The 26,077-nt window shown below is 71.2% G+C and carries 22 protein-coding genes, 2 tRNA genes and 1 pseudogene; 12 read left to right on the top strand and 13 right to left on the bottom strand.

The window, feature by feature from the left end; translation table 11 throughout:
- Nucleotides 1–21: 21 nt before the first annotated feature.
- From ACZ601_RS08985 to ACZ601_RS08965, 5 genes are all read left to right on the top strand, one after another.
- Nucleotides 22–1,083 carry a 2-aminoethylphosphonate ABC transporter substrate-binding protein gene (locus ACZ601_RS08985; protein WP_469534855.1) on the top strand — a complete coding sequence of 354 codons (1,062 nt, stop codon included), beginning with the start codon at nucleotides 22–24 and terminating at the stop codon, nucleotides 1,081–1,083.
- A gap of 162 nt (nucleotides 1,084–1,245) precedes the next feature.
- Nucleotides 1,246–2,733 carry an alkaline phosphatase family protein gene (locus ACZ601_RS08980; protein WP_469535291.1) on the top strand — a complete coding sequence of 496 codons (1,488 nt, stop codon included), beginning with the start codon at nucleotides 1,246–1,248 and terminating at the stop codon, nucleotides 2,731–2,733.
- 117 nt (nucleotides 2,734–2,850) lie between these two features.
- Nucleotides 2,851–3,639, top strand: a complete 789-nt coding sequence (locus tag ACZ601_RS08975) for an HAD-IIA family hydrolase (protein ID WP_073738285.1) — start codon at nucleotides 2,851–2,853, stop codon at nucleotides 3,637–3,639.
- A 133-nt stretch (nucleotides 3,640–3,772) separates the two neighbouring features.
- Entirely contained in the window at nucleotides 3,773–4,336 is a 564-nt protein-coding gene (locus ACZ601_RS08970) for a hypothetical protein (RefSeq protein ID WP_469534852.1), read from the top strand.
- Nucleotide 4,337: 1 nt separating this feature from the next.
- The gene (locus ACZ601_RS08965) at nucleotides 4,338–5,048 is read left to right on the top strand and encodes a class F sortase (protein ID WP_469534850.1); all 711 of its coding nucleotides are present in this window, start codon (nucleotides 4,338–4,340) and stop codon (nucleotides 5,046–5,048) included.
- Nucleotides 5,049–5,662: 614 nt separating this feature from the next.
- On the opposite strand, the pseudogene ACZ601_RS08960 reads toward ACZ601_RS08965, so the two are convergent.
- From ACZ601_RS08960 to ACZ601_RS08950, 3 genes and pseudogenes are all read right to left on the bottom strand, one after another.
- Nucleotides 5,663–5,758: pseudogene (locus tag ACZ601_RS08960) on the bottom strand (hypothetical protein); the annotation flags it as partial.
- Nucleotides 5,713–5,925 (bottom strand): hypothetical protein, encoded by a 213-nt coding sequence (locus ACZ601_RS08955; protein ID WP_469534847.1) that lies wholly within the window; start codon nucleotides 5,923–5,925, stop codon nucleotides 5,713–5,715. The pseudogene ACZ601_RS08960 and the gene ACZ601_RS08955, both read right to left, overlap by 46 nt.
- Before the next feature lie 245 nt (nucleotides 5,926–6,170).
- Nucleotides 6,171–6,244 (bottom strand) — tRNA-Lys (locus tag ACZ601_RS08950).
- Nucleotides 6,245–6,427: 183 nt separating this feature from the next.
- Between ACZ601_RS08950 and ACZ601_RS08945 the strand changes: the two genes are divergently transcribed.
- The 4 genes from ACZ601_RS08945 (at nucleotide 6,428) to ACZ601_RS08930 (ending at nucleotide 11,906) form a co-directional block, all read left to right on the top strand.
- On the top strand, nucleotides 6,428–7,753 hold the full coding sequence (locus tag ACZ601_RS08945; protein ID WP_469534844.1) for a peptidoglycan-binding protein: 1,326 nt from the start codon (nucleotides 6,428–6,430) through the stop codon (nucleotides 7,751–7,753).
- Between the two features lie 25 nt (nucleotides 7,754–7,778).
- Nucleotides 7,779–9,452: an SPFH domain-containing protein gene (locus ACZ601_RS08940; protein ID WP_469534840.1), complete on the top strand. Its 1,674-nt coding sequence runs from the start codon at nucleotides 7,779–7,781 to the stop codon at nucleotides 9,450–9,452.
- Between the two features lie 160 nt (nucleotides 9,453–9,612).
- A complete protein-coding gene (locus ACZ601_RS08935; RefSeq protein ID WP_469534837.1) occupies nucleotides 9,613–10,203 on the top strand; it encodes a lytic polysaccharide monooxygenase auxiliary activity family 9 protein in 591 nt (196 codons plus the stop codon).
- Between the two features lie 26 nt (nucleotides 10,204–10,229).
- On the top strand, nucleotides 10,230–11,906 hold the full coding sequence (locus ACZ601_RS08930) for an AMP-binding protein (protein WP_469534834.1): 1,677 nt from the start codon (nucleotides 10,230–10,232) through the stop codon (nucleotides 11,904–11,906).
- Here the strand turns inward: ACZ601_RS08930 and ACZ601_RS08925 are convergent.
- From ACZ601_RS08925 to ACZ601_RS08890, 8 genes are all read right to left on the bottom strand, one after another.
- On the bottom strand, nucleotides 11,883–13,388 hold the full coding sequence (locus ACZ601_RS08925; RefSeq protein WP_469534831.1) for an MFS transporter: 1,506 nt from the start codon (nucleotides 13,386–13,388) through the stop codon (nucleotides 11,883–11,885). The two genes, ACZ601_RS08930 and ACZ601_RS08925, sit on opposite strands and share 24 nt — an antisense overlap.
- A 130-nt stretch (nucleotides 13,389–13,518) precedes the next feature.
- Nucleotides 13,519–13,592: transfer RNA gene (locus ACZ601_RS08920), tRNA-Lys, on the bottom strand.
- 101 nt (nucleotides 13,593–13,693) lie between these two features.
- A complete protein-coding gene (locus ACZ601_RS08915) occupies nucleotides 13,694–14,452 on the bottom strand; it encodes an IclR family transcriptional regulator (protein ID WP_073738297.1) in 759 nt (252 codons plus the stop codon).
- A 166-nt stretch (nucleotides 14,453–14,618) separates the two neighbouring features.
- Nucleotides 14,619–15,470, bottom strand: coding sequence for an ectoine/hydroxyectoine ABC transporter ATP-binding protein EhuA (ehuA, locus tag ACZ601_RS08910; RefSeq protein WP_469534828.1), 852 nt, complete (start codon nucleotides 15,468–15,470; stop codon nucleotides 14,619–14,621).
- Nucleotides 15,460–16,104, bottom strand: a complete 645-nt coding sequence (gene ehuD / locus ACZ601_RS08905; RefSeq protein ID WP_440574774.1) for an ectoine/hydroxyectoine ABC transporter permease subunit EhuD — start codon at nucleotides 16,102–16,104, stop codon at nucleotides 15,460–15,462. Before ehuD ends, ehuA begins: the two co-directional genes overlap by 11 nt.
- Entirely contained in the window at nucleotides 16,101–16,835 is a 735-nt protein-coding gene (gene ehuC, locus ACZ601_RS08900; protein WP_469534825.1) for an ectoine/hydroxyectoine ABC transporter permease subunit EhuC, read from the bottom strand. The genes ehuD and ehuC overlap by 4 nt, the downstream gene beginning before the upstream one ends.
- 19 nt (nucleotides 16,836–16,854) lie before the next feature.
- The gene (ehuB, locus tag ACZ601_RS08895) at nucleotides 16,855–17,757 is read right to left on the bottom strand and encodes an ectoine/hydroxyectoine ABC transporter substrate-binding protein EhuB (protein ID WP_440574772.1); all 903 of its coding nucleotides are present in this window, start codon (nucleotides 17,755–17,757) and stop codon (nucleotides 16,855–16,857) included.
- Nucleotides 17,758–18,012: 255 nt separating this feature from the next.
- A complete protein-coding gene (locus tag ACZ601_RS08890; protein WP_469534822.1) occupies nucleotides 18,013–18,972 on the bottom strand; it encodes a D-2-hydroxyacid dehydrogenase in 960 nt (319 codons plus the stop codon).
- A 186-nt stretch (nucleotides 18,973–19,158) separates the two neighbouring features.
- Between ACZ601_RS08890 and ACZ601_RS08885 the strand changes: the two genes are divergently transcribed.
- Nucleotides 19,159–19,971 carry a maleate cis-trans isomerase family protein gene (locus tag ACZ601_RS08885; RefSeq protein ID WP_469534821.1) on the top strand — a complete coding sequence of 271 codons (813 nt, stop codon included), beginning with the start codon at nucleotides 19,159–19,161 and terminating at the stop codon, nucleotides 19,969–19,971.
- Between the two features lie 98 nt (nucleotides 19,972–20,069).
- Entirely contained in the window at nucleotides 20,070–21,167 is a 1,098-nt protein-coding gene (locus tag ACZ601_RS08880; RefSeq protein ID WP_440574769.1) for an LLM class flavin-dependent oxidoreductase, read from the top strand.
- Between the two features lie 85 nt (nucleotides 21,168–21,252).
- Here the strand turns inward: ACZ601_RS08880 and ACZ601_RS08875 are convergent, their stop codons facing one another.
- Complete coding sequence (locus ACZ601_RS08875; RefSeq protein ID WP_469534817.1) at nucleotides 21,253–22,680, bottom strand: MFS transporter; 1,428 nt, start codon at nucleotides 22,678–22,680, stop codon at nucleotides 21,253–21,255.
- A gap of 218 nt (nucleotides 22,681–22,898) precedes the next feature.
- Here ACZ601_RS08875 and ACZ601_RS08870 point away from each other — a divergent pair, with 218 nt between their 5' ends.
- The gene (locus tag ACZ601_RS08870; protein ID WP_469534814.1) at nucleotides 22,899–23,804 is read left to right on the top strand and encodes a LysR family transcriptional regulator; all 906 of its coding nucleotides are present in this window, start codon (nucleotides 22,899–22,901) and stop codon (nucleotides 23,802–23,804) included.
- Between the two features lie 81 nt (nucleotides 23,805–23,885).
- On the opposite strand, the gene ACZ601_RS08865 is transcribed toward ACZ601_RS08870, so the two are convergent.
- The gene (locus ACZ601_RS08865; RefSeq protein ID WP_469534811.1) at nucleotides 23,886–25,778 is read right to left on the bottom strand and encodes a putative bifunctional diguanylate cyclase/phosphodiesterase; all 1,893 of its coding nucleotides are present in this window, start codon (nucleotides 25,776–25,778) and stop codon (nucleotides 23,886–23,888) included.
- Between the last annotated feature and the right edge of the window lie 299 nt (nucleotides 25,779–26,077).

Here is a 26,077-nt window from a genome sequence, read left to right as displayed (position 1 = left end):
TTTCCAGGAGATACGAATCCCATGCGCAAGAACCACCTCAGGCCCATAGCCGCCGTTGCCGGCGCGCTCGCCCTCGTCGCCCCGCTGTCCGCCTGCGGCGGCTCCTCCGCTGCCTCCGACGCGAAGGCCGTCACCGTCTACAGCGCCGACGGCCTCAAGGGCGAGAACGGCGACGGCTGGTACGACAAGGTCTTCAAGGACTTCGAGAAGAAGACCGGCATCAAGGTCAAGTACGTGGAGGGCGGCTCCGGCGAGATGGTGCAGCGCGCCGTCCGGGAGAAGACCAACACCCAGGCCGACGTACTGATCACCCTCCCTCCGTTCATCCAGCAGGCCGACTCCAAGGGGCTCCTCCAGGCGTACGAACCGGCCGGCTCGGACCACGTGGCGAGCGCCGACAAGGCGTCCGACGCGAAGTGGACCTCGGTCGTGAACAACTACTTCGGCTTCATCCACAACACGAAGGAGCTGAAGACCCCGCCCGCCACCTGGGAGGAGCTGCTCGACGGGAAGTACAAGGAGAAGGTCCAGTACTCCACCCCCGGCGTCGCCGGCGACGGCACCGCCGTACTCATCAAGGCCATGCACGACTTCGGCGGCAAGGAGCAGGCGATGGCCTACCTGAAGAAGCTCCAGGCCAACAACGTCGGCCCGTCCGCCTCCACCGGCAAGCTCGCGCCCAAGGTCGACAAGGGCGAACTCCTCGCCGCCAATGGTGACGTCCAGATGAACTACGCCCAGTCCAAGGACATGCCGAACCTGGGCATCTGGTTCCCCGCGAAGGCCGGTGCCGCGCCCACCACCTTCGCTCTGCCGTACGCGGCGGGCCTGGTCACCAAGGCCCCGCACAGCGCCAACGGCAAGAAGCTGCTCGACTTCATGCTCGCCGAGCAGGCCCAGAAGGACGTCAGCGCGGTCGGCGGCGGCTTCGCGGCCCGCGAGGACATCGAGGCGAGCGACCCCAACGCCGTCGCGCTGAAGAAGTTGATGGACGGGGTCGAGGTCTTCGAGCCGGACTGGTCGGACATTGCGGCCAATCTCGACTCGTACGTGGACGCCTGGAAGTCGGCAACCGGCAGCTGACCGTTGCCGGACCATTCACCGCAGGGGTCTGGACCTCCGACAGATCATCGCGAAAAGATAACAGGTCTAGGCCCAAGTTCAACTCCTCGTCGAAAAACGGGGAGTTGAACGGGTTTTCCGTGTGCCCCCACCACTCCGACGGAGGATCTCGTGACCTCAGGCATGTCCCGCCGCACACTCCTCATGAGCGCGGCCGCCCTCGCCGCCGCAGCACCGCTCGCCGCCGCGGGCGTCGCGGGTGCGGTGGCCGCCCGTACCCCCAAGGTCCTGGTCATCGGCCTGGACGGCGCCCTGCTGAACAGAATCAAGGACGCGGACGCGCCCCACCTCGACGCGCTGATGGCCGCCGGGCTCACCTCCGTCAGCCCGCTCTACGCAGACCCGATGGCACCCACACTGTCCGGCCCCGGCTGGTCCACGATCATCACGGGCGTCTGGCCCGACAAACACCACGTCAAGAACAACGAGTTCACCGGCAACGACTTCGCGCGCTACCCCGACTTCCTCACCCGGATCGAGACGGCGAAGCCCGCGCTCTCGACGTACGCCGTGGCCTCCTGGAACCCGGTCACCGACACGATCTTCTCCGCGAAGGTCGACACGCGGGTCTCCACCCCGGACGCCGAGTACGACACCGGCACCACCAGCCGGGCCGCCGCGGAGCTGGCCGGCGGCACCCGGGACGCGGTCTTCGTCCACCTCGACAACGTCGACCACGCGGGCCACAGCTACGGCGCCGCCAGCAGCCAGTACCTGGCCGCGATCCACGGCGTCGACACCCAGGTCGGCCAACTCGTCGCGGCGGTGAAGGGCCGGTCCACCTACGGCTCGGAGGACTGGCTCATCATGATCACCGCCGACCACGGGCACACCGACGCGGGCGGCCACGGCGGGGCGAGCGCGGCGGAGCGGCAGACGTTCCTCATCGCGACCGGCGGTGGCATCACCGCGGGCTCGACCCGCTACGACATCAAGATGCCCGACGTCGCGGTCTCCGCCCTCGCCCACCTCGGCATAGCCGTCGACCCGGCCTGGGGCCTGGACGGGCGCCCGCTCCAGCAGCCCACGCCCGACGCCTTCGACACGCTGCGCCCGAAGCTCCGGACCCGCGTGGACGAGACGGGCATCGGAGCCTCGGTCCTCGGCTTCACCCACACCCCGCCCGCCGGGTGGACCATCGACAACAGCGCGATGGGCACCGGCGGCGTCACCGAATGGCGCGGCTGGGCCTTCACCACCGACGAGTTCTGGACCGCCGCGGAGCGCGGCCAGTGGCGCGAGAGCAACGTCCGGGCCCGGAACGTCTTCGCGGTCGCGGACGGCGACGAATGGGCCGACAAGAGCTACACCGGCACCTTCGACTCCACCCTGATCAGCCCCGCCTGGCCGGTCACCGGCGGCCGCACCGCCACCCTCGCCTACACCACCCACTACCGTCAGGAGTCCCCGCAGAAGGGCGAGGTCCTCGTCTCCTACGACGGCGCCGCACCCGTCTCCGTCAAGACGTACAGCTCCGACACCGTCTCCGTGAACGAGTCGATCGCCCTCAGGGTCCCGGCCGCTGCCTCCACCGCCCAGGTCCGGTTCCGGTACACCGGGGGCAACAACTGGTTCTGGACGGTCGACGGCGTGAGCGTCACGTCCGGCTGATCCGCGGCCGGGACCGGACCCCTGACGAAGGACCCTCTAAAATCGGGTACGCCGGCGCTGCACAACGCGGTGCCGCCGGCGTCCCGCACCCGGCGTACGGCACATCAGGAGTCCCGCATGGCAGAGCGCAAGCCGATCTCGTCCTGGCTCACCGACATGGACGGAGTCCTCATCCACGAGGGGACCCCGATTCCCGGCGCCGACGCCTTCATCAAGCGGCTGCGGGAGTCCGGGCTGCCCTTCCTGGTCCTCACCAACAACTCCATCTACACCGCGCGCGACCTGCACGCCCGGCTCAACCGGATGGGCCTCGACGTGCCCGTCGAGAACATCTGGACCTCCGCGCTCGCCACCGCCCAGTTCCTGGACGACCAGCGGCCCGGCGGCACGGCGTACGTCATCGGTGAGGCCGGGCTGACCACGGCGCTGCACGACATCGGCTACGTCCTCACCGACCACGAGCCGGACTACGTGGTGCTCGGAGAGACCCGCACGTACTCCTTCGAAGCGCTCACCAAGGCGATCCGGCTGATCAACGGCGGCGCCCGCTTCATCTGCACCAACCCGGACGAGACCGGCCCGTCCGCAGAGGGCCCGCTGCCCGCCACCGGGTCCGTCGCCGCCCTCATCACCAAGGCCACCGGCAAGGCCCCGTACTTCGCGGGCAAGCCCAACCCGCTGATGATGCGCACCGGGCTCAACGCGATCGGCGCCCACTCCGAGTCCAGCGCCATGATCGGTGACCGGATGGACACCGACGTGCTGGCCGGGCTGGAGGCGGGCATGCAGACGTTCCTGGTGCTCACCGGGCTCACCACGGTCGAGGACATCGACAAGTACCCGTTCCGGCCGTCCACCGTCGTCGACTCCATCGCCGACCTCGTGGACCTCGTGGACCTGGGCTGATAAGGGGCGGGGAACGGTGCTCCGGCACCGCCTCCCCGCCCACTCCACCGGCCCACTCCACCGGCCCAGTGCCCGGGGCCCTGCGGATGCGGAAACGCGCCGCGCGCGTGAACCTTCCATAAGGAGGTTCACGATGCGTTCAATACCCCTCACTTTCTGTGCCGCCGCAGCGGCTGCGGCGACCCTGATGCCCGCTTCCGTCGCACTGGCCAACTCCGGCTCCGACCACGACCAGGATTCGCGGTCCCGGGCCACCCTCTCGGTCTCCCCGTCCTCCATCGCACCGGGCGGCGAGGTCGACCTGGAGGTCGGCGGCTGCAGGGGCAAGGAGGCCAAGGGGAACTCCGATGCCTTCGTCTCCGAGGCGCGCTTCTCGCCCGGCGAGGACCGGACGCTCTTCGCTGAGGCCCGGATCCGCTCCGACGCCGAGGCCGGCGACTACGACATCCAGGTGGTGTGCAAGGACGACAAGCACACCAAGGTGTCGGGCGTCGTCACCGTCGTCCACCGCAACCGGCCCATGCCGGTCGCCCCCGTCCGTGCGGGCGGCGGCGGCACCGCCGTGCTCGCGGACCAGAACGCCCACCAGGAGGGCCCCGGCACGATCCACGCGGTGGTCGGCCTCGCCCTGGCCGCCGTCGCCGCCGTCGCGGTCGCCTTCCGCAGCGCGCGCCGCCGCCGTCCGGCCCTCGACTGACATGTCCTCCGAAGACCGCTCGACGGGGCACGGCAGGCTGCTCACCGGAGTGGCCTGGGCCGTACTCCTGCTGGGCCTGTGGCTCTGGGGCCGGGGCATCACCGACGGCTCCGGCATCGGCTCCGCCCCGACCACCGGGGACGTCGCCGCCGTCGGCCGCCCGCTCGGCGTGCCGCTGCCCCCGGCGCACGAGCCGATCAAGGGCGTGACGCCGAGGAGCGTGGAGATCCCGTCGATCGGCATCCGGGCCCCCGTCGTCTCCCGGGGCCTGGACGCGGAAGGCGCGATCACACCCCCGTCGTTCGACACGCCCCAGACGGTCGGCTGGTACGGCGACGGCACCGAGCCCGGCGCCAAGGGCCCGGCCCTGTTCGTCGGCCACGTCGACACCGAGACGAAACCGGCCGTCTTCTACGGGCTCAGCGCGGCCCGCCCCGGCGCCAAGGTCGAGGTGACCCGGACCGACGGCACGGTCGCGGAGTTCACCATCGACGACGTCCAGGTCTTCACCCGGGCCCGCTTCAACGCCCAGAAGGCGTACGGGCCCCGCAAGGACGGCCGGGCCGAGCTCCGGCTGATCACCTGCGGCGGTACGTACGACCGCGCCTCGCACTCGTACACCGCGAACGTGGTCGTCTCGGCCTACCTGACCGGCGAGGAGTCGGCGGAGAAGGCGGCCGAGAAGGCGGAGAAGGACGCGAAGCCGGCGTAGACCGGCCCTGTGGTACACGGCCCGGCCGGCCGCCCGGGCTCTCCGGGCGCCGGCCGGGCCGGTCCTCGACCGCGGGGCGCGGGCCGCGGGAGTGGCCCGGCCCGGACACGGGAGGTCGTTGGCGTCCGGCCCGCCGCACGCCCACTGTAGGACGCCGAACTCGCCCCGCACAGTTGAGTTCTGACGGTACGTCGATAACCAGTCACGCTCCGCTCCCGGTCAAGTCGGGCAGAGTGTGGTGAACCCGATGCAACGGGCCTTCGGCGAAGTGGTGAGGAGCCGGGCCGCTCCCGGGCGCTGTGCCAGGACGGGCGGCGATGCGACAGTGCACCGCCGTCGTGCACGCGGGGGAGCGGATGTACGGCAGCCACAACGGCCGGTTCGGTATGCGGGAGCGGGCGTGGCCGTGATCGGCGCGGCGCTGCTGCTCGCCGGATGTCCCTCCGGAAGATCGCGCGGCAGCCGGTCGGTGAGTGGATCGGCCCGGACAACCCGGAGGCCGAGGCGAAGGGCTTCACGAAGGCCGCCGAGAAGGCGGACCGGGAGGCGCTGCTGGTGCGGTTCTCCGGCACGGTCACCGAGATCCCGCCGTCCGTCTTCTTCGGGTCCAGCGCCACGGAGCGCTGGTCCGTGTCCGTGACATGGGTGACCGCGCTCGGCCGCATCAGCTTCGCGGGCTTGATGTCCTCGGCCTGGTTGGTGGTGAACACCGCCGTGCCGCCGCGCTTGATCTCCTGTAGATCCGGCCGAGTCCGGGGTCGTTGCGCAGGAACGCGCCGGTGTTCTTGTCGAAGACCTTCTTGGCCTTCTCCACCAGTACGGGGTCCTTGGTGACGTCGCCCTCGCCCCCTCCGGTGGCTCCAACTGCTCGGGCCATCGGTGTGGTTGGCGCCGACGACTCCCGGGCAGGCCGGCCGACACGGGCCGTGGGGCGCCCGCGAAGGGGCGGGGTCCGCGCCTGCGGGTGACCAACCGGTTACCGTGCGTCGGGCGTGGGCAGACTGTGCGTGAGCAAAGAATCCGCTGTGCGACACCTGTGTGAGACGCCGAGGGCGGGCCGGGGGGTGGGCCGGAGAACAGTCAAGGCCCCCTCGCGCGTGGTGAGGGGGCCTTGACTATGCGTGCGCCGCCAGGGACTCGAACCCCGGACCCGCTGATTAAGAGTCAGCTGCTCTAACCAACTGAGCTAGCGGCGCCTGCTGACCTGGAGAACTCTACCCGATCCGGGGCGGTGGTCCCGACCATTTCCGACCCGACCCGGCCTGTCGGATGGTCGTTTTTTCCCTTCTATCCGTCAAAATGCGATATGTCAGGAGAGTTGAGACACTGACGCCCGTACAGATGCTCCCAAAGATCTTGACAACTGCGGAGGGAATCGCATGACTGTGCCGGCCTTCGAGGAGTACGTACCCGCCATCGACTGCACCTGTGCGGGGTGCGCCGTACGACGGCGGACCGCAGCCGCGGCACTGCCGACGCGGCAGGGAGGACATCCGGCCGCACACGGCGCGCGGCGCGCGCTGGTGCTGGTCACCGCCGCCGGGGTGGTGCTGAGCGCCGGTCTGGCGGAGGCGGCGACGGCGGCGGCAGACCCCGCCCCGGTGACCGATCCGGCCGATCCGGGGGACGCGGCCGATCCGGCCGACCCCGGACCGGAGAGTCCGCAGGGCGGGCCGGGTCCGCTGCAGGGTGCGGGGAGCTCCGGCCCGCCGGCCTCGCAGACGGGCACCCCCGTGCTGCGCACGACCAGCCGGGCCGACATCATCAACCGCGCCAAGAAGTGGATCACCGCGCAGGTCCCGTACAGCATGAGCAAGTACTGGTCGGACGGGTACCGGCAGGACTGCTCCGGCTATGTGTCGATGGCCTGGAACCTGCCCAAGAACGAGTGGACCGGCAGCCTCGCCTCGTACGGGACACGGATCGCCCGGGAGGATCTCCAGCCCGGCGACATCCTCCTCTTCCACAACCCGGCCGACCCCTCGAAGGGCTCGCACGTCACGATCTTCGGCGGCTGGACGGACTACACGCACACCCACTACACAGCGTACGAGCAGACCACGCCGCACACCCGCAAGCAGACGACGCCCATGGCGTACTGGACCAACTCGGGCAGCTACGTCGCCTACCGCTACAAGGGGCTGAGCACCGGAACCGGCGGCAGCGGCTCGACGACGGCGTTCCCGGGGGCCGGGAAATTCGGTCCGGGCGCCAACAACGCCTACGTGACCCAGCTCGGCAGACTGCTCGTCGCACGCGGCGGCAAACGCTTCTACAAGGTCGGCCCGGGACCCGCCTGGGGCAGCGCCGACCGGCAGGCGACCGAGGCGTTCCAGAAGGCCCAGGGCTGGAAGGGCAAGGAGGCCGACGGCATCCCGGGCCCCGACACCTGGCGCCTGCTGACCGGCGGCACCGGCCGCGCCATCCCCGCCGGCGGAAACAGCGGCCAGGGCGGCTCCACGGCGGTGCCGGCCTTCCCCGGGCGGGGCTATTTCCGGACGGGTCAGTCCAACAGCCATGTCGACAGGCTCGGGAAACAGTTGGTGAAGAAGGGATACGGCAAGTACTACCTGTCGGGCCCCGGCCCCCGGTGGACCGAGGCGGACCGGCGCAATGTCGAGGCCTTCCAGAAGGCCCAGGGCTGGCGGGGTGCGGAGGCCGACGGCTATCCGGGTCCGGAGACCTGGCGGCGACTCTTCGCGTGACACGACGCACATGACGGAGGCGGGAATGCGATCCACGGTGCCGGACAGCTCCGGGAACCAGGAGAATGGGGAGAACGGGGCCCCGGACAAGCGGGGGTACGGCGAGGAGAGGTACGGGGCGCTCCCGGTGCGGGAGTGGGCCGCACCGGAGCGGGCGCCGGGTCCGGGCGGGCCCTACGACTGGTCGGCGCCGGAGCCGGGGGAGCGGGGGGCCGGGCCGGTGGTTCGGTCCGGGCCGGACTCCGTGGTCGACCTGGTGCTCGATCTGACGCCGGGCGCGGGCGAACCCGGGGGCTCCGCCTTCGGCGCCACCTCCGCCTCGGTGTCGGTCCCGGGCACGGCCCCGGCTGCGGACGCGGCCGTCGATCCGCTCGTACGCGCGGACGCGGAGGGGCGCGAGGGTGCGGGTGATCCGGGGCAACCGGCCCTGGCGGCGGGTCCGTTCCTCCCCGGGCCGGGGCTGGCCCCGGCCCGCCGGGACCTCGGGCCCTCCCTCTCGCTGTCCTTCGGCGACGGCGACGCGAGCGAGATCCGTACCGGGACGCGCACCGAGCTGCGTACCGAGGTGCGGGTGGATACCGGTCGCCATCACTCGGTCATCGCCAACGAGCGCACCGCTTCCATCCCGGTGCACCTGCTCTTCCGCGACGACCCCGAGGTCGCCTCCGACGCCGTCGCACTGCCCGCCACCGTCGTCCGCGGGGCGGCCGGGAGCGAGCGGCCGGCCGGTGTCCGGCGGCCGCCGCTGCCCCGGTCACCGCAGGTGCGGCCCTCCACCCGGCCCGCGCCGGTCGCGGACCCCCGGCTGAAGGAGCGCCCCGGACCCGCGCTGCCCGGCTGGGCGGCCCTGCTCGCCGCCCTCGGCTCACTCGCCGCGGCGGGCGGGGTGCTGTGGTGGGCGGGCGCGCTGCCGGGCGGGGTGCTGTCCCGGCTGGGGCTCGGCCCGCGTCCGTACAACGGCATCGGCCTCGGCGCCTGGGCGGCGCTCGCGCTGCTGCTGACCGGGGTGCTCTTCGCGCTCGGCGGGCTGACCCGGGGCCGGGTCGGGTACGCGTGGGTGCTCACCCTCTTCGGCCAGTACCGGGGCAGCGTGCGGCGCACCGGACTGATGTGGGTCAGCCCGCTGCTGCTGCGCCGCCGGGTTGACGTCCGGCTGCGGCACTGGCGCAGCGAGCCGCTGCCCGCGGTGGACGCGAACGGCACGGCGCTGCGGGTCGTCGTCCTCGTCGTGTGGCGGGTCGAGGACACCGTGCGGGCGACGCTGGGCATCGCGGACCACGAGGAGTACCTGCGGGAGCAGGTGGAGGCGGCGATGGCCCGGGTCCTCTCGCAACTGCCCGCCGACGCCTTCCACGAGGACGCCCACACCCTGCGCAACGCGGAGGCCGTGGGCGACGCGCTGACCCGGATGCTGAAGGCGGACTGCGAGCCGGTCGGCATCGAGGTGTACTCGGCGCAGCCGACCGGGATCGAGTACGCCCCGGAGGTGGCCGCGGCCATGCAGCGGCGTCGGATCGCGGCCATCGACGCCAAACACCGCGACAGCGTGCTGACTTCGGTGGTGGACGCGGTGGACGACACCGTCAGCCGGCTGACCGCCCGGGGGCTCGTGGAGCTCGACGACTACGAACGGAAGTCACTGGTGAAGGACTTGACCGTGGCCTTCTACACCGGACGCGGTGGTGCGGACAGTGTCTGAAACGGCCCGGGAGGCCGGTGTCAGGTGCACCGGAATCCAGCTCCCATTGGTCTGGACATGTTCATGATCCGTCAATAATCTAGGACTTGGTCTAGACCGCACGAACCGCGCGCAGCAGTGCTCATGGAACCTCCCCCACGTACTCCGAGGAGCGTCAGCAATGCGTAAGAAGACAAGTGCGGCCCTGGTGGGCCTGGCAGTGGCGGGCGTCTCGATGTTCGCGACCAGCAGTGCCAACAGCCACGGCTACACCGACAACCCCATCAGCCGTCAGAAGCTGTGCGCCAACGGCACGGTCACCGGTTGCGGCAACATCCAGTGGGAGCCGCAGAGCGTGGAGGGTCCCAAGGGCTTCCCGGCGGCCGGCCCCGCCGACGGTGCGATCTGTTCCGGCGGTCACGGTGAGTTCGCGCAGCTCGACGACCCGCGCGGCGGCAACTGGCCCGCCACCAAGGTCACCGCGGGTCAGGGCTTCAGCTTCCGCTGGCAGTTCACCGCCCGGCACGCCACCACGGACTTCCGCTACTACATCACCAAGAACGGCTGGGACCCCACCAAGCCGCTCAAGCGGTCCGACCTGGAGGCGCAGCCCTTCATGACGGTGCCGTACAACAACCAGCAGCCCCCCGCCACGCTGACCCAGCAGGGCACCATCCCCACCCAGAAGACCGGGAAGCACATCATCCTGAGCGTCTGGAACATCGCGGACACGGCCAACGCGTTCTACTCGTGCTCCGATGTTCAGTTCTGACGCGTAGTCAGTTACCGTGCGGCGCCATGAGGAGCGCAGGCACCGTCGCGGAGCTCGTACAGCGCCAATGGGGCGACCACCGGCCGGGATTGCGGCACGAGGACACTGTTCTCAGCCACCATCAGGCCGCCTCGGGCGCTGCCGCACGGGCGGCGCTCCTGGCGGATCTGCTGCCGGCGGGCGGCGAACCGCACCTCGGGGTGCTGCTCGACAACACCCCTGAATTCCCGCTGTGGTTGAGCGCGGCGGCCCTGGCCGGGGCCGCCGTCGCCGGCCTCAACCCCACCCGTCGCGGTGCCGAACTGGCCCGCGACATCACGCACACCGAATGCCGGGTGCTGATCACCGAGCGCGCCCATCTGCCGCTGCTCGACGGCCTGGAACTGCCCGGCGTCCGGGTGCTGGTCACCGACACCGAGGCGTACGCCGCACTGCTCGCCCCCTACGCCGGGGCCGAGCCGGGTGACACGGTCATCGCCCGCCCAGGGCCCGGAACCCGGATGCTGCTCTACTTCACCTCCGGCTCCACCGGCGCCCCCAAGGCCGCGCTCTGCACCCAGGGCCGCCTCGCCGCGGCCGGTCACTCGCTCGTCGAGCACTTCGGCACCGGCCGCGAGGACGTCCACTACATCTGCATGCCGATGTTCCACGGCAACGCGGTGATCGCTGACTGGGCCCCGGCGCTGGCCGGGGGCGCCGCCGTGGCGCTGCGCCGCCGCTTCTCCGCCTCCGGATTCCTCTCCGACGTACGCGCCCACGGGGCCACCTACTTCACCTACGTCGGCCGTGCCGTGCAGTACCTGCTGGCCACCCCGGAGCGCCCCGACGACCGGGACCACCCGCTGCGGATCGGCTTCGGCACCGAGGCGGGCGCGGTGGACGCGGCCCGCTTCCGCGAGCGGTTCGGGGTGCGGCTGGTCGAGGGCTACGGCTCCTCCGAGGGCGGCGCCGCGGTCCAGCGGACCCCGGACACCCCGCCCGGCGCGATCGGCCGGGCCGCGGACCGCGACGACCTCGCGGTCGTCGACCCCGAGACGGGCCGCGAGCGGGTCGCCGCCGTCCTCGACGAGGGCGGGAAGCTGCTCAACGGCGCCGCCGCGATAGGGGAGCTGGTCAACCGGGGCCGGACCCCGTTCGAGGGCTACTGGCGCAACGAGGAGGCGGACGCCGCCCGGCTGCGTCACGGCTGGTACTGGACCGGCGACCTCTTCTTCCGCGACCCCGACGGCTTCCTCTACTTCGCCGGCCGCACCGAGGACCGGCTCCGGGTCGACAGCGAGAACCTGGCCGCCGCGATGATCGAGAACATCCTCGCCCGCTGGGCGGACGCGGCCGCCGTCGCGGTCTACGCGGTGCCCGACCCGGTCGCGGGGGACCAGGTCATGGCCGCGCTGGCGCTGCGCGAAGGGGCCGGGTTCGATCCGGCCGCCTTCGCCGCCTTCCTCCGGGACCAGCCCGACCTGGGCACGAAGATGGCGCCCCGGTTCGTGCGGATCGTGCCCACGATGCCGGTGACCGCGACGAACAAGGTGCACCGGGCCGGGCTGCGCCGGGAGGGATTCCGGGCCGGGACCGCTGTGTGGCACCGGGACCAGGAGGGCACGTACGTACCGTTCGGGGAGGAACAACTGATCTCTCTCACGGCTGAGTTCGAGGAGCACGGCCGGGCCGGTCTGCTGTCATCGGACGCCGGACGGGCGTGAGAGCGCCGCCTGCCGCAGCCGCGTCACCGCCAGGACCGCCCCCACCAGCAGGAGCAGTGCCCCGGCCACCGACGCGTAGCTCATGCTGTGCACGAAGGCCTCCCGGCCGAGCGAGATCAGCGAACCGTCGCCCGTGGACAGCGCCCCCGGCAGCGTCTTGCGGGCCACGGCGGGCGCCGAGTCCGGCATCTGGGCGGTGTACACCGCGGTCCCCACCGCGCCCAGCAGCGCCATCCCCATCGCCCCGCCGAACTCCTGCCCGGTCTCCAGCAGGGAGGCGGCCGAGCTCGCCTTCTCCGGCGGGCTGGTGGACATCGCCAGGTCCGATACGAGCGCCATGACGGTCACGATGCCGCTGCTCATCACGGCCGATCCGCCGAGCAGCACCCACAGCGAGTCGGTACCGGACAGGGCCAGGACGCCGAAGCCGGCCGCCGCGATCACGAATCCGGCGCAGACGACCCGGCTCCGCTCGACCCGCTGGGCGACGGCCGTGGCGGTGGGCGCGGCAACGCCGACCGCCAGGGACGGTGCCATGCTCCACAGCGAGGCCTCCATCGTGCTCATGCCGAGCACCGACTGAAGGTACTGGGTGGTGAAGAAGGCGGAGCCCATCATCGCGAAGGAGGCCAGTGCGTTCAGCCCGATCCCGGCGGCGAAGCCGCGGCCGCGGAACAGCGCCCGGCTGATCATCGCGTCCTCCCGGCCGCGCTGCCGGCGGACGAAGAACCAGCCGATGACGAGCCCGGCGACGATGACCAGAGCGTTGCGCGCGTCCATGCCGTGGGCGGCGGTCTCCTTGACCCCCCAGACGACCGGCAGCACCGAGCCCATCGACAGCGGCACGCTGAGCAGGTCGAAGCGCCCCGGGTTCGGGTCCTTGAACTCCGGCACCAGCACCGGCACCAGGACCAGCAGCAGCACCATCGCCGGCACGTTGATCAGGAAGACCGAACCCCACCAGAAGTGCTGCAGCATGACGCCGCTGAGCACCGAGCCGAGCGCGATCCCGCCGGCCATGGCGCCGGACCAGATGCCGACGGCCTGGCTGCGCTGCTTCTCGTCGCGGAACATGTTCCGCACCAGACCCATCGTCGACGGCATCAGCGTCGCACCGCCGATCCCGAGCAGGGCGCGGGCCGCGATGAGCATCTCGGGGCTGGAGGCGTAGGCGGCGCCGACCGAGGCGGCGCCGAAGGCGAGGGCGCCGATCATCAGCAGTCTGCGGCGGCCGATCCGGTCGCCGAGCGAGCCCATCGTGATGAGCAGACCGGAGAGGGCGAAGGCGTACACATCGAAGATCCAGAGCTGCTGGGTGGCGCTGGGCGCGAGGTCCCGGTCGATGGACGGGATCGCGAAGAAGAGGACGGAGACGTCCATCGCGACCAGGAGAAGGGGGAGCAGCAGGACCACGAAAGCGGTCCACTCCTTGCGGCCGGCGCGCTCGCCGGGTGCCGTGGTGGTGCGCGTAGGAGTTGTCATGCCTGGGAATATACGATCGTTTAAAACAGCTGTCTAGTACGTTCGTGTAAAACGCTTGTACATCTCACAGGGCAGCACAAAACACACGAGGCGGTCTCCGTCGAACGGAGACCGCCTCGTGTGTTGTCTGTGCGCCGCCAGGGACTCGAACCCCGGACCCGCTGATTAAGAGTCAGCTGCTCTAACCAACTGAGCTAGCGGCGCCTGCTGACTCGAAAATAATACCTGGTCCTCGGGGGTGCGAATGACATCCCCCGGCGGACCCGGCCGCAGGCCCTTCCTCGGGCCCTTCCGTGGGCCCTCCGCTAGAGGGCGAGCGACAGCAGTACCGGGGCCGCTCGCCGGTTCAGGGTGTCCGCCGCCTCGCGCAGCCGGTGCGCGTCCTCGACGGGCAGCGAGAGTGCCAGGCATCCCGCCGACGCCCCGGCGGTCAGCGGCACCGCCGCGCACACCGTGCCGACCGCGTACTCCTGGAGGTCGAGCACCGGGACCGTCGCCGGCTGGCTGTCCAGCTTGGAGAAGAGGACCTGCTCGCTCGTGATCGTCCGCGAGGTCAGCCGGGCGGTCTTGTGCCGGGAGATGTGGTCGCGACGGCCGTTCTGGTCCAGCTGGGTCAGCAGGCACTTGCCGATGGCCGAGGCGTGCGCGGAGGACCGGAAGTCCACCCACTCGTTGACCGCCGGGGTGCGCGGCCCGTCGGCGTACTGGGTGACCCGGATCTCGCCGTCCACGTACCGGCTGATGTAGATCGCCGCGCCGACCGAGTCGCGCAGCTGCACCAGCGCCTGCTGGAGCCGGGCCTCCACGGCCTGTCTGCGCGCCGCGCCGGAACCGAGCAGCAGCAGCGAGGCGCCGATCACATACGCGCCGTCGGCGATCTGCTCGACGTACCCCTCGCGGCGCAGCATCAGCAGCAGGGAGGCGAGATGCCCGACGGGCAGTCCCGTCTCCCGGGCGATCTGGGTGTCTGTCACGCCGTTGCCGTGTTTGGAGACCGTTTCGAGAACACGGAGGGCGTACTGCACCGAATGGAACGGCGCGGTCGGTTCGGGCTTCAATGCCACGGTTTCCCCCTACCAGGTTGTGACCGCAAGCTCTGCCCTCACGATAGCCGCCAATGGCCTGTTCAAGGGCTGGTGTTGACGACTCCGCCGTGCGCCCCGGCTCCGCGGACCGGGGCGCACTCGACTGGCATATGCCAGAGTCAAGAGTGAGCGACGGATGCCGAGGTCACAGCACCGCGTTGAGGAATTCGCGCGTGCGTTCGTGTTCCGGGTCCGTGAAGATTTTCTCCGGCGAACCCGACTCCACGACCCGCCCGGCGTCGAACATCAGTACCTTCTCCGAGACATCCCGGGCGAAGTTCATCTCGTGGGTCACACAGAGCATGGTGATGTCGGTGTTGCGCGCGATATCGCTCAGCAGCTCCAGGACGCCGGCCACCAGCTCCGGGTCGAGCGCAGACGTCACCTCGTCCAGGAGCAGGATCTCCGGCTCCATCGCCAGCGCCCGCGCGATCGCGACCCGCTGCTGCTGGCCGCCGGAGAGCTGGGAGGGGTGGGCGTCGACCTTCGCCGAGAGCCCGACCAGGTCGAGCAGCTCCCTGGCCCGGGTCTCCGCCTTGTCGCGGTCCATGCCCAGGACGTTGACCGGTGCCTCCGTGATGTTCTGGAGCACCTTCATGTTGGGGAAGAGGTTGAACTGCTGGAAGACCATCCCGATCTTCTTCCGCGCCTCACGCAGATGTTTCTCGGAGGCCGGCTTCAGCGAACCGTCCGCCGCCGTCATGTGCGTCAGCGGGTCGCCGTTGATCCGGATCACGCCGTCGCTGACCTTCTCCAGCGTCATCAGCAGCCGCAGGATCGTGGTCTTGCCCGAGCCGCTGGGCCCGATCAGGGTGACGTGCTCGCCGCGCTCGACGGAGAAGTCGAGCTGGTCCAGGACGACGTGGTCGCCGTACTGCTTGACCACCTTGTCGAAGCGGACCAGCGGATGCCCGGTGTCCTTGGAGGTGGAGACCGGCACGACATCCTCGGGGGCCGTGGCCGCGGTCTTCTGCACGGGGAGAGGTTCAGTGGCCAAGGCGCTTCTCCAGTTTTCTCATCAACAGCGAGGTCGGGTAGCTCGCGACCAGGAAGATCAGGCCGGCAAGGGTGAACACCTCGGTGTACACGAAGTGCTCGGCCCCGTACTCACGGGCTTTGAAGACCATTTCCTCCACCGTGATCACGGCGAGGAACGGGGTCTCCTTGAACATCAGGATCGCGTAATTGCCCAGGGCGGGGAGTACGTTGCGCACCGCCTGCGGCAGGATCACGACCTGCCAGGTCCGCCGGGGCGACATGGACAGCGCCCGGCAGGCCTCCCACTGGCCCTTCGGCACACTGTCGATCCCCGCGCGGTACACCTCGGAGGTGTACGTCGCGTAGTGGATGCCCAGCACCACGATGCCGACGTACAGCGGCTCCACCGAGCTGAACACGGCGGCGGCGCCGACGAGCTGGATCAGCAGTGGAGTCGAGCGGATGAACTCCATCACCGCCTTCACCGGCACGGTCACGAACCGGCTCGGGGCCCGTCCGGCGACCGCGATCGCCAGCCCGAGCACCGCGGCGACCACGATGCCCAGCACGGTGGCCAGCAGGGTGATCCTGAAGCCCTGCAGGAGCAGGGGCAGGGCATCGCCGACGGCGTCCCACTTGAATCCCTGGTTCATCGGGCACCTCCGGCGGCAGCGGCGGTCACGGCGCTGCGGGACTTCAGCAGGCTGCCCCCGCTGGTCTCCAGGCCGAGCCGCCGTTTGGCGGACCGCTCCAGCAGGTTCATCAGCAGGGTCAGCGCGTACGCGATCACGAAGTAGCAGACCAGCAGGGTCAGGTACGCGGTGAGGGTCTCACCCGTACGGCTGCGCAGCTTCTCGACCGCGGTCATCAGGTCGGCGGCGGAGATGAGCCAGAGCAGCGGGGTGCACTTCAGCAGCTGGATCAGCAGATTGGTGAGCGAGGGGAGCATCTGCACCCACGCCTGCGGCATGATCACCTTGCGCATCCGGTGCAGCGGCGTCATGTTCAGCGCGACCGCCGCCTCGTACTGGGCGCGCGGCACGGAGTTGATCGCCCCGCGCACCACCTCGGCGCCGTACGCACCGTAGTTGAGGCCGAAGGCGAGGACGCCGCAGACCAGCGGCGTCACTTCGTACCCCGTCAGTGATGGCATCGCGTAGTAGAACCAGAACAGCTGGACGTACAGCGAGGTGCCGCGGAAGAACTCCACGACGACGCGGGAGACGCCGCGCGCCAGCAGCTTCCTGCTGATCGACATCAGGCCGAGCACGAACGACAGCACCAGGGCCACCAGTGCGCCCAGGATCGTGGCCTCCAGCGTCACCCACAGGCCCGAGCGCAACTGTGGGAGATCGTCCATGAAGGCGGAGAAGAAATCACTCATGCGGTGGGTTCCGTCCCTGTCAGCCCTTGCACAGATCGGCCGTCTTCAGGGTGGCCGGCGGAAGCTCGCTGGCTCCGAAGCCGTAGTCCTGGAGCAGGCCCACATAGCGCGACTTGTCGGCGGTGATCTTCTTCAGCTCACGGTTGAAGGCGTCCCGCAGGTCCTCGTTGCCCTTGCGGAAGACGGCGCCGCCGGGGCTGTACTGCTTCTTCCCCTTGAGCTCCGGCAGGAAGGCCTCGGTGACCTCGGTGCCCGCGTTGGTCTTGGCGAGCCAGCGCAGCGAGATGCCGGTGAGCAGGAACGCGTCGACCCGGCCGCCCTTGACCGCGTCCGCACCGTCCTGCGGCTTCTGCAGTGTCTTGATCTTGCTCTTGGAGATGCCGGCGCCCTCGGCGTACGAGCCCTCGACCGCGCCCGCCATCACACCGATGGTGATCCCGGCCGCCTTCGCGGAGGCCAGGTCGGTGATCTTCTTCGGGTTGCCCTTCTTCACCATCATCGCGGTCGGCGAGATGAACTCGGGCTCGGAGAACAGCGCGTTGGCGCAGCGCTCGGGGGTGATCGCCATACCGGCGCTGACCACGTCGTACTTCTTGGCCTGGAGGCCCGGGATCAGCCCGTCCCACTCGGAGAGAGTGGGACGCAGCTCCTTGACCCCGAGGGCCTTGAAGATCTCGCTGTGCAGCGCCGGCGCCTCGCCCTTGAGCTGCTTGCCCTCCATGTAGCCGTACGGGGCCTCATCCGCGTACGCGACCCGGACGAAGCCCTGCTTGCGGAGCTTGTCGAGGGCTCCCTCGCCGTCCGCGGAGTCGGCGCCGGTCTTGCTGCACGCGGTGAGCAGGCCGGGGACGACGAGCAGACCGCCCACGGCTGCCGATCGGTTGAGAAAGCCCCGGCGGGACAGGTTAGGGAAGTCAGCCATGGTTCGCAGTCTCCTGGAAGGTCGAACAGTCCGGACAGGGTGAACGCCTGCCCGCTCCTGTACGTCTATGCAGCGCGAGATCGCATGTAACCGAACGGTGGCCGGAGGGTGACCTTCCCGTGTCCGAAGTTGGGCGGAGCGCGACGAGATGTACGCAGGGTGTATTTCCTTGCGGGATGCGGTGGATGACGGGGTGTTATCAGTAGATGTCCGCAATGGGGTGATGAAGTCGGCATGGAACGGGCCGGGTTGGGCTCACTCGTTCAGATCCGTCCCCGGGATGTAGCCGAGCCGTTTGTCCACCACGTTCGGCAACGGGTCGCCGGACGACCACAGTTCGTACATCGCGACGAACCGCTCACCCAGCCGGTCCCGCCAGCCCACCGTGTCACCGCTCATGTGCGGCGAGACGATCAGGCCGGGCACGTCCCACAGCGGGCTCCGCGGACCGAGCGGTTCGGTGGCGAACACGTCGAGCGCCGCCCCCGCGATCCACCGCTTGCGCAGCGCGTCCACCAGATCGCCCTCGACGACCATCGGTCCGCGCCCCACGTTGATGAACCGGGCGGAGGGCTGCATCAGCCCGAAGAACCGGGCGTCGAACATCCCGCGCGTCGCAGGGGTCAGCGGAGCCGCGCAGATCACCCAGTCGGCCCGCGCCGCCAGCGGGTCCAGATCCTCCGCCCCATGGATCGTGCGCCGGGCCGTGCGCCCCACCAGCGCCACCTCGACGCCCAGCGCCATCAGCAGCCGGGTGACCGCACGGCCGACCGGCCCGGCGCCGACAACCACGGCACGCGTGCCGGCGACCGGGAGGCTCTCGCGGTGCCGCCACCGCCGTGCGCGCTGGAGCTCCAGGGTGCCGGGGAGGTCCTTCGCGAACGCCAGCACCAGCCCCGCCACGTACTCGGCGATCGGCTGTTCGAACACGCCCCGGGCATTGGTCACCACGGTGTCGCTGTCCACCAGCTCCGGGCAGAGCAGCCGGTCCACGCCCGCGCTCGCCGTATGCACCCAGGCGGGCCGGGGCCCGTCACCCGGCCAGGCCTCCCGTACCGCGTCGGAGGTGAAGTCCCAGACCAGCAGGACATCGGCATGGGGGAGCCGCGCGGCCAGGCCGGCCGCGTCGGTGTGCCGGACCGCGACCCGCCCGGCCAGCCGGCCGAGCCGGGGCGGTGGATCGGCGTCCAGGACGAGCAGAACGGGCTCCGGCATGGGGGACGGTTCCTCCCGCGTCGGCCGAGGTGGGCTCAGGGCCCACGCTCGCAGCCGCTCCCGCCCCCGTCAACAGCTCGCAGCGATGACCCGGGCGGATGGGGGAATACTTGAACGGAGACGGGGGAGCTCCGGAAGACAGCCGGACAGCGGAAGGACAGCTGCCGGCGCACAGGAAGGGTGGACATGACGACCGTTGGATTCCTCTACCCGGGCCATTTCGCGGCGGGCGACTTCCCGCGCATGGAGATCCTGCTCGACAGCACCATCAGACTCGTCGTCCAGCACACCGAGTGCCCCGATGACGCCTACCGTGAGGACGCCCTGCGAGCCCTGGGCGCCCCGGAGCGGCTGGCGGCCGGGGCGCAGGAGCTGGGGCGCTCCGGGGTCGAGTCCGTCGTCTGGGCCTGCGACGGGGGCAGTTTCCTGTACGGACCGCAGGGCGCCCACGACCAGGCCGCGACGCTGGCCCGCGCGCTGGGCGTGCCCGTCTCCAGCACCTCCATCGGCTTCGTCCACGCGGTACGGAAGCTGGGCGCCGCCCGGGTCGCGGTGGCCGCGACGTACCCGGAGGAGATCGCCGCGCGCTTCACCGAGTTCCTGACGGCCGAGGGCATCGAGGTGCTCGCCACCCACGCGGCCGGTGCCGCCACGGCCGCGGAGGCCGCCGACTGGGGCCCGGACCGGATCAAGGAGCTGGCCACCGCCGCCGACCGCCCGGACGCGGACGCGGTACTGCTGCCGGACACCGCCCTGCACACGGTCGGCCACCTCACGGAACTGGAGGAGCTGCTCGGCAAACCCGTCCTCACCGCGAACCAGGTGGCCGTCCGCGAGGCCCTGCGGCTGGCCGACCGCCCCGCCTGGGCCGCGCGGCTCGGCACGCTCTTCGCGGCCCGCGAGGCGCCGCCGGCCCCGGCCGAGCCGCCGGCCCGGCGGACCTGGGGCAGCGGCCGCTCGTACGCGCACGGCGGAGGCTCGGGCCGGACTCCGGAGTGAACGCGGCAGACGCGGTCCCGGAATAAACGGAGTCATCCTCCTGTTTGTTCTCTCCGGACGTACGAGGGATAGACGAGCACCATCGGAGAGGTCAGGACGTGGACGAGATTCGAGGCGACGAGATCCGTGGCAAGGCGGAGGGAACGGCACCCGTTCCGCTCTCCGTGCTCGATCTGGTGACCGTGGGACAGGGCAGTACCGCGAGCCAGGCCCTGCGCACCGGGGTCGAGATCGCGCAGCTCGCCGAGCGGCGCGGCTTCCACCGCTACTGGGTCGCCGAACACCACTCGATGCCCGGCGTCGCCTCGTCCTCACCGGCCGTGATCCTGGCCCACACCGCCGCCCACACCGAGCGCATCCGGCTCGGCTCCGGCGGCGTCATGCTGCCCAACCACGCCCCGCTCGTCATCGCGGAGCAGTTCGGCACCCTGGAGGCCATGGCCCCCGGCCGCGTCGACCTGGGCCTCGGGCGTGCCCCCGGCACCGACGGCGCCACCGCCGCCGCGCTGCGCCGCACCGAACGGCTCAACGAGGGGGCCGATGACTTCCCGCAGCAGCTGGCCGAGCTGACCCGCTTCCTTGACGACGACTTCCCCGACGGCCACCCCTACGCCCGCATCCACGCGGTCCCCGGACCCGTCCAGGCCACCTCCGAGGGCGGCGTCCAGTCCCCGGCCCGGCCGCCCCTGTGGCTGCTCGGTTCCTCCGGCTTCAGCGCCCGGCTGGCCGGCATGCTCGGGCTGCCCTTCGCCTTCGCCCACCACTTCTCGGCCCAGAACACCATTCCGGCCCTGGAGCTGTACCGGGAGTCCTTCAGGCCGTCCGCGGTGCTGGACGCCCCGTACGCCCTGATCGGCGTCGCCGCCCTGGCCGCAGAGGACGAGCGCGAGGCCCGCCGCCAGGTGCTGACCGGCGCCCTGTCGATGCTCCGGCTGCGCTCCGGTCGCCCCGGGCTGGTCCCGACGCCGGAGGAGGCGGAGGCGTACGCCTTCACCCCGATGGAGCGCGAGTTCGTCGACAGCTGGCTCGTCAACATCGTCCACGGCACGGCCGACGAGGTCCGCACCGGCCTCGACGACCTGGCCAAGCGCACCGGCGCCGACGAGCTGATGATCACCGCCAACGCCCACGGCGGCGAGGCCCGGCTGCGCAGCTACGGACTGATCGCGGACGCCTACGGGCTGCCGGGGGCCTGACCCGAGCCGCGCCGAAGCCGGGCCGGCCCCCACGTCGTGTGGGGGCCGGACCGGCTTCGGCGTAACCGTCTTGGCGGGCACCCGGTCAGCGCTCCGGCCCGCGGCGGCGCAGGAAGAGCGCCGCGACCAGCACTCCGGCCAGCAGCGTGCCGCCCGCCACCAGCAGGGCCGCGTGCAGCCCGGCCAGCAGTGAGTCGCCGGACGCGGCGACGGCGGCCAGCCCCGCGACACCGATGGCACCCACGAACTGCGGCATCTGGGCCAGGCTGCCCGCCACGCCCTGCTCGTCGTCCCGCAGCCCGGAGGTCAGCGTCGAGATGAACGCGACCACGGCGAGGACATGGCCGAACCCCATCAGCCCCGATGTGACCAGCAGCAGCGGAAGGCTGCCGTTCCCCGGCAGCAGGACCATCGCACCCGTGCCCGCGGCCTGGACCAGCAGACCGCTCACCATCGCGGCCGTCGTACCGCGCGCCGCGATCACCCGGGAGGCCAGGGTCCCGGCGACCAGCGCCGCCGCACCCTCCGCGAGGAAGCCGAAGCCGGTGGCCAGCGGCGACCAGCCGAGCACGTTCTGCATGTACAGGCTGAGCAGCAGCGTCGCGCCGCCGCACATCGAGAAGGTGATCAGACCGACCAGCGCGCTCCACTTGACCGTGCGGCGGCCCAGCAGCCCGAGCGGGACCAGCGGTGCGCTGTGCCGGGACTCGGCGAAGAGGAAGGCGCCGAGCAGCGCCACCGCGCCGGTCAGCGCGGTCAGGGTCGGCGCACTCGCCCAGCCGGCGTCGGCCCCGGTCGAGATCGCGTACACCAGGGCGAACAGCCCGGCACTGGACAGCAGGGCGCCCGGCACGTCGAGACGGCCCGTGCGGCGGTCGTCGGCCGACGCGGGGAGCACGGTGAGCGCGCAGACCAGGACCGCCGAACCGATCAGCACCAGCAGCAGCATCGTCCAGCGCCAGTTGAGCCCGCTGGTGATGAGCCCGCCGCCGATGGTGCCGGTCACGAAGCCGAGCGAGAGCAGCGCCCCGTTGATCCCCAGCGCCTTGGTGCGCCGGGGTCCTTCGGGAAACGACGCCGTCATCAGGGCGAGCGCGGTCGGCCCGATCATCGCGGCGGCGACCCCCTGTCCGGCCCGTGCGGCGATCAGCAGCGCCGGACCGTTGGCGGCCGCGGCCAGCAGCGAGAGCGCGGTGAACAGGGCGGCGCCCAGGACGAAGAGCCTGCGCCGGCCGACCAGGTCGGAGAGCCGACCGAAGAGCGGGAGCAGTCCGGCCGTGGGCAGCAGGCAGGCGGTGGCCACCCATTGCAGATCGCTCGCGGAGGCGAATCCGAGGTCCCTGCCGATCTCCGGCAGCGCGACGGTGATGATCGAGTAGTCGAGACCGGTCATGAACGTGGCCCCGCACAGGGTGAACAGGATCAGCAGGCCACGCGGCCCGAGTGCGGAGGCCCCGGGGTCTGTGGCGCCGGTCCGGGTGCCCCCGGACCGGGGTGGGGTGACGGTGGTCATCGGGGAGCCTCTCAGCGGTTCGCGGGTGGATGCCGGCCGCGAGGACGCCGTGTGGCGACCGGGCCGGTTTACCGTCCGCGTTGCCCGCCCGGAGCGTGCCGGTCAGCGAGGTGACCGGTGTCGCCTGCCAACTCTCCGGTGCGGCGCGGTGGTTACGAGTACGAGCTTCGGCCCGCACCGTCCGGCCGGTCCAATACCTGCTTTCATAACCTGGGGGCATGGATGTCGACACCAGGCTGCTCCGCTCCTTCGCGGTCGTGGCCGAAGAGGGCCATCTGACCCGGGCCGCCGAGCGGCTGTTCATCTCGCAGCCCGCCCTGACCAAACAGATCAAGCAGCTCGAAACGCTGCTCGGCGTCACGCTGTTCACCCGGTCCAGGACCGGCATGGCGCTCACGGAGGCGGGAACCGCGCTCGCCGGATCGGCCCCCGCCGTACTCGACTCCTGGGACGTGGCCCTGCGCACGGCCAAGAGCGCCGCCAGCCGCGCGGACCGGGTGCTGCGGGTCGGCTTCGTCGCGAGCGGGGCCAACGAGCTGACGCAGCTGATCATCGCGGCCTTCGCCCGGCGGCGGCCGGGCTGGCGGGTCCAGCTGCACCAGACCTCGTGGGACGACCCGACGGCGGGGCTGGCGTCCGGGGACGCCGATGCCGCGCTGCTGCGGCTGCCGTTCCCCGGCCAGGAGGCACTGGACATCGAGGTGCTGATCACCGAGGACCGGTGGGTGGCGCTGCCCGTCGGCCACCGGCTGGCGGGCCAGGAGGTGATCCCGTTCACCGACCTCCTCGACGAGCCGTTCGTCGCCACCCCGGAGGCGTCGGGCTGGTGGCGCGACTACTGGCTGGCCTCGGACGAGCGGGGCGGGCACCCGGTGACGGTCGGTGCGGTCGCGCACAACCCCGACGAGTGGCTGAACGCGATCGCCAACGGCTACGGCGTCAGCCTGACCCCGCAGGCCACGGCCCGCTTCTACCAACGCCCCGATGTGGTCTACCGCCCGGTCAGCGGGGTCAGCCCGTCCCGGGTCGGAGTCGCCTGGCCCCGCACGCCCGCCGTCCCCGCCGCCGTGCGTGACTTCGTGCGCAGCTGCCTGGAGCTGCGGCCCGGTACGGAGCCCGGCTGACCGGCCGTCCCGGACCCCGGCTGACCGCCCGTCCCTGACCCCGCCTGACCGCCCGTCCCTCACCCCGGCGGGCTCGTCGCCTCAGGCCTCCAGGGCGCGGGCGCCGAGCAGTTCGGCGATGCGCTCCGGGGCGACCGCGCGCGAGTAGAGCCAGCCCTGTCCGGTGTCGCAGCCGATCCGGCGCAGCCGTTCCGCCTGGCCGGCCGTCTCCACGCACTCCGCGGTGACGGTCAGGCCCAGCCGGTGCGCCAGCTGGACCATCGCCTCGACGATCGTCTCGTCGGCGGGGCTGGGGTGGGTGCCGTCCTCGTAGCGGAAGCCGCGCACGAAGGCGCCGTCCAGCTTCAGTACGGAGACGGGCAGGCGGCTCAGGTAGGCGAGGTTGGAGTAGCCGGTCCCGAAGTCGTCGATGGCGATCCGGACACCCATGTCGCTGAGTGCCTGGAGGGCCTGGAGCGGGCGGCCCGCAGAGCCCATCACCGCGGACTCGGTCAGCTCCAGCTGCAACAGCGCCGGGGCCAGGCCGGTCTCCGCGAGGATCTCTGCCACATCGGTGACCAGGTCGGAGTCCCAGACCTGGCGGACCGCGACGTTGACGCTGATGAACAGCGGCTGCTCCGCCGGGTGGTCGAGCTGCCAGCGCCGGGCCTGACGGCACGCCGCCCGCAGTACCCAGCGGCCCAGCTGCACGATCGAGCCGTCCTCCTCCGCGATCGCGACGAACCGGTTGGGCGAGAGCATGCCGAACTGCGGATGGTTCCAGCGCACCAGCGCCTCCACCCCGCGCACCACCCCGTCGGCCATGCCGACCAGCGGCTGGTACTCGATGGTGAACTCGCCGCGCTCCACGGCCGGCCGGAGCGTGGACGAGAGGGCCTGACGCGTCATCCGGTGGGCGTTGCGCTCCGGGTCGAAGAGGGTCCAGCGGGCCTTGCCGTCGGCCTTCGCCCAGTACAGCGTCGTGTCGGCGGCCTGCATGAGCCCGGTGGCCGAGGTGCCCGCCACCGGCCGCTCCACCACACCGATCGAGGCCGAGACGGAGAGCCGCTGCCCGCCCAGGTCGAAGGGCTTCTGGAGCGCGGCGAGCACGGTGCGGGCGAGATCGGTCAGCTGCCGGGTGCCGGTGGACTCCTCGACCAGGATCGCGAACTCGTCCCCGCCGAGGCGCGCCACCAGCGGGGCGCCGCCGGGGTGCCGGCCCTCCCGCTCCGCGCAGTCGGTGAGCCGGGCGGCGACGGCGGCGAGCAGCCGGTCCCCGATCCGGTGCCCCAGGGTGTCGTTGACCGCCTTGAAGCCGTCCAGATCGAGGTAGCAGAGCCCGATCCGGCCGCGTCCGGGACGGGTGTCGTCCTGGTACGGCGGGGTCTCCAGGACGGCGGCGAGCCGCTCGAAGAACAGGGTGCGGTTGGGCAGCCGGGTCACCGGGTCGTGCATCTGGAGGTGGCGCAGCCTCTTCTGGAGCTCGCGCCGGTCGCTGACGTCCGCGATGGAGAGCAGCACCTGCCGGTGCGCGGCGCCGGCCTCCGGTTCCCGCGCCCCGGGCATCGGTACGACGGTGATCTCGGCCCACAGGGAGCGCCCGTCGGGGTGCTTGAGCCGCCGGGTGCAGCGGAAGCGGGAGCGCCTGCCGTGCAGCACCTCGCGGTAGGCGTGCCAGGTGCGGCCGTCTGCCGCGAGGTCGACCAGATCGGAGGCGGACTGCGCGGTGAGCGCCGGGGCGGCGATACCGACCAGGGCGGACAGCGCCTCGTTCGCGGTGACGATCAGGCCCTCGTGGTCGACGACGGCCATCGGGAGGGTGGCGGCGAGGAAGGCGGCCCGGTAGTCGTGCGGCGCGGAGACCGCCGGTTGCCCGGGGGCGTCCGCAGGGGCGCCTCCGGCGGGCCATGAATCATGACGCTCCGTGACCGGTGGTCGTGCGGAAGAGGGTGCTGTGCCTGCCGGGGGCCGCGGCCCATCGGAGGTTGCGCTCACCGTTCGCTCCCGCCATGCAGTTCTGTCCCGGACAGGTCTGGTCGGACTGGCCCGCCGCGTGGAGCGCCGTTGTCAGGGGCGGAAATCGCGGAGGAAAGCGAGGTGAAGCATAGAGGCTGGCGGCTCGGCCGTTCCAGCGCCCCGACCGTTCCGGGCTCCGTGCCCGATGTGCATGGGCCATTCGCGCGTAGATCCGGTTTGCCCGCGCCTGATCGTTTCTGTGCGGCTCTGTTCTCTGCGGTTGCGTCGGTGATCGATTGTGACTGTCTGTGAAGAGAGTGCGTGGTCGGGGCACTGAC

It is taken from the genome of Streptomyces sp. NPDC104307, from assembly GCF_055584045.1.
Note: the sequence above shows the minus strand (reverse complement) of the source record. Positions and strands in the feature narration are given on the sequence as shown.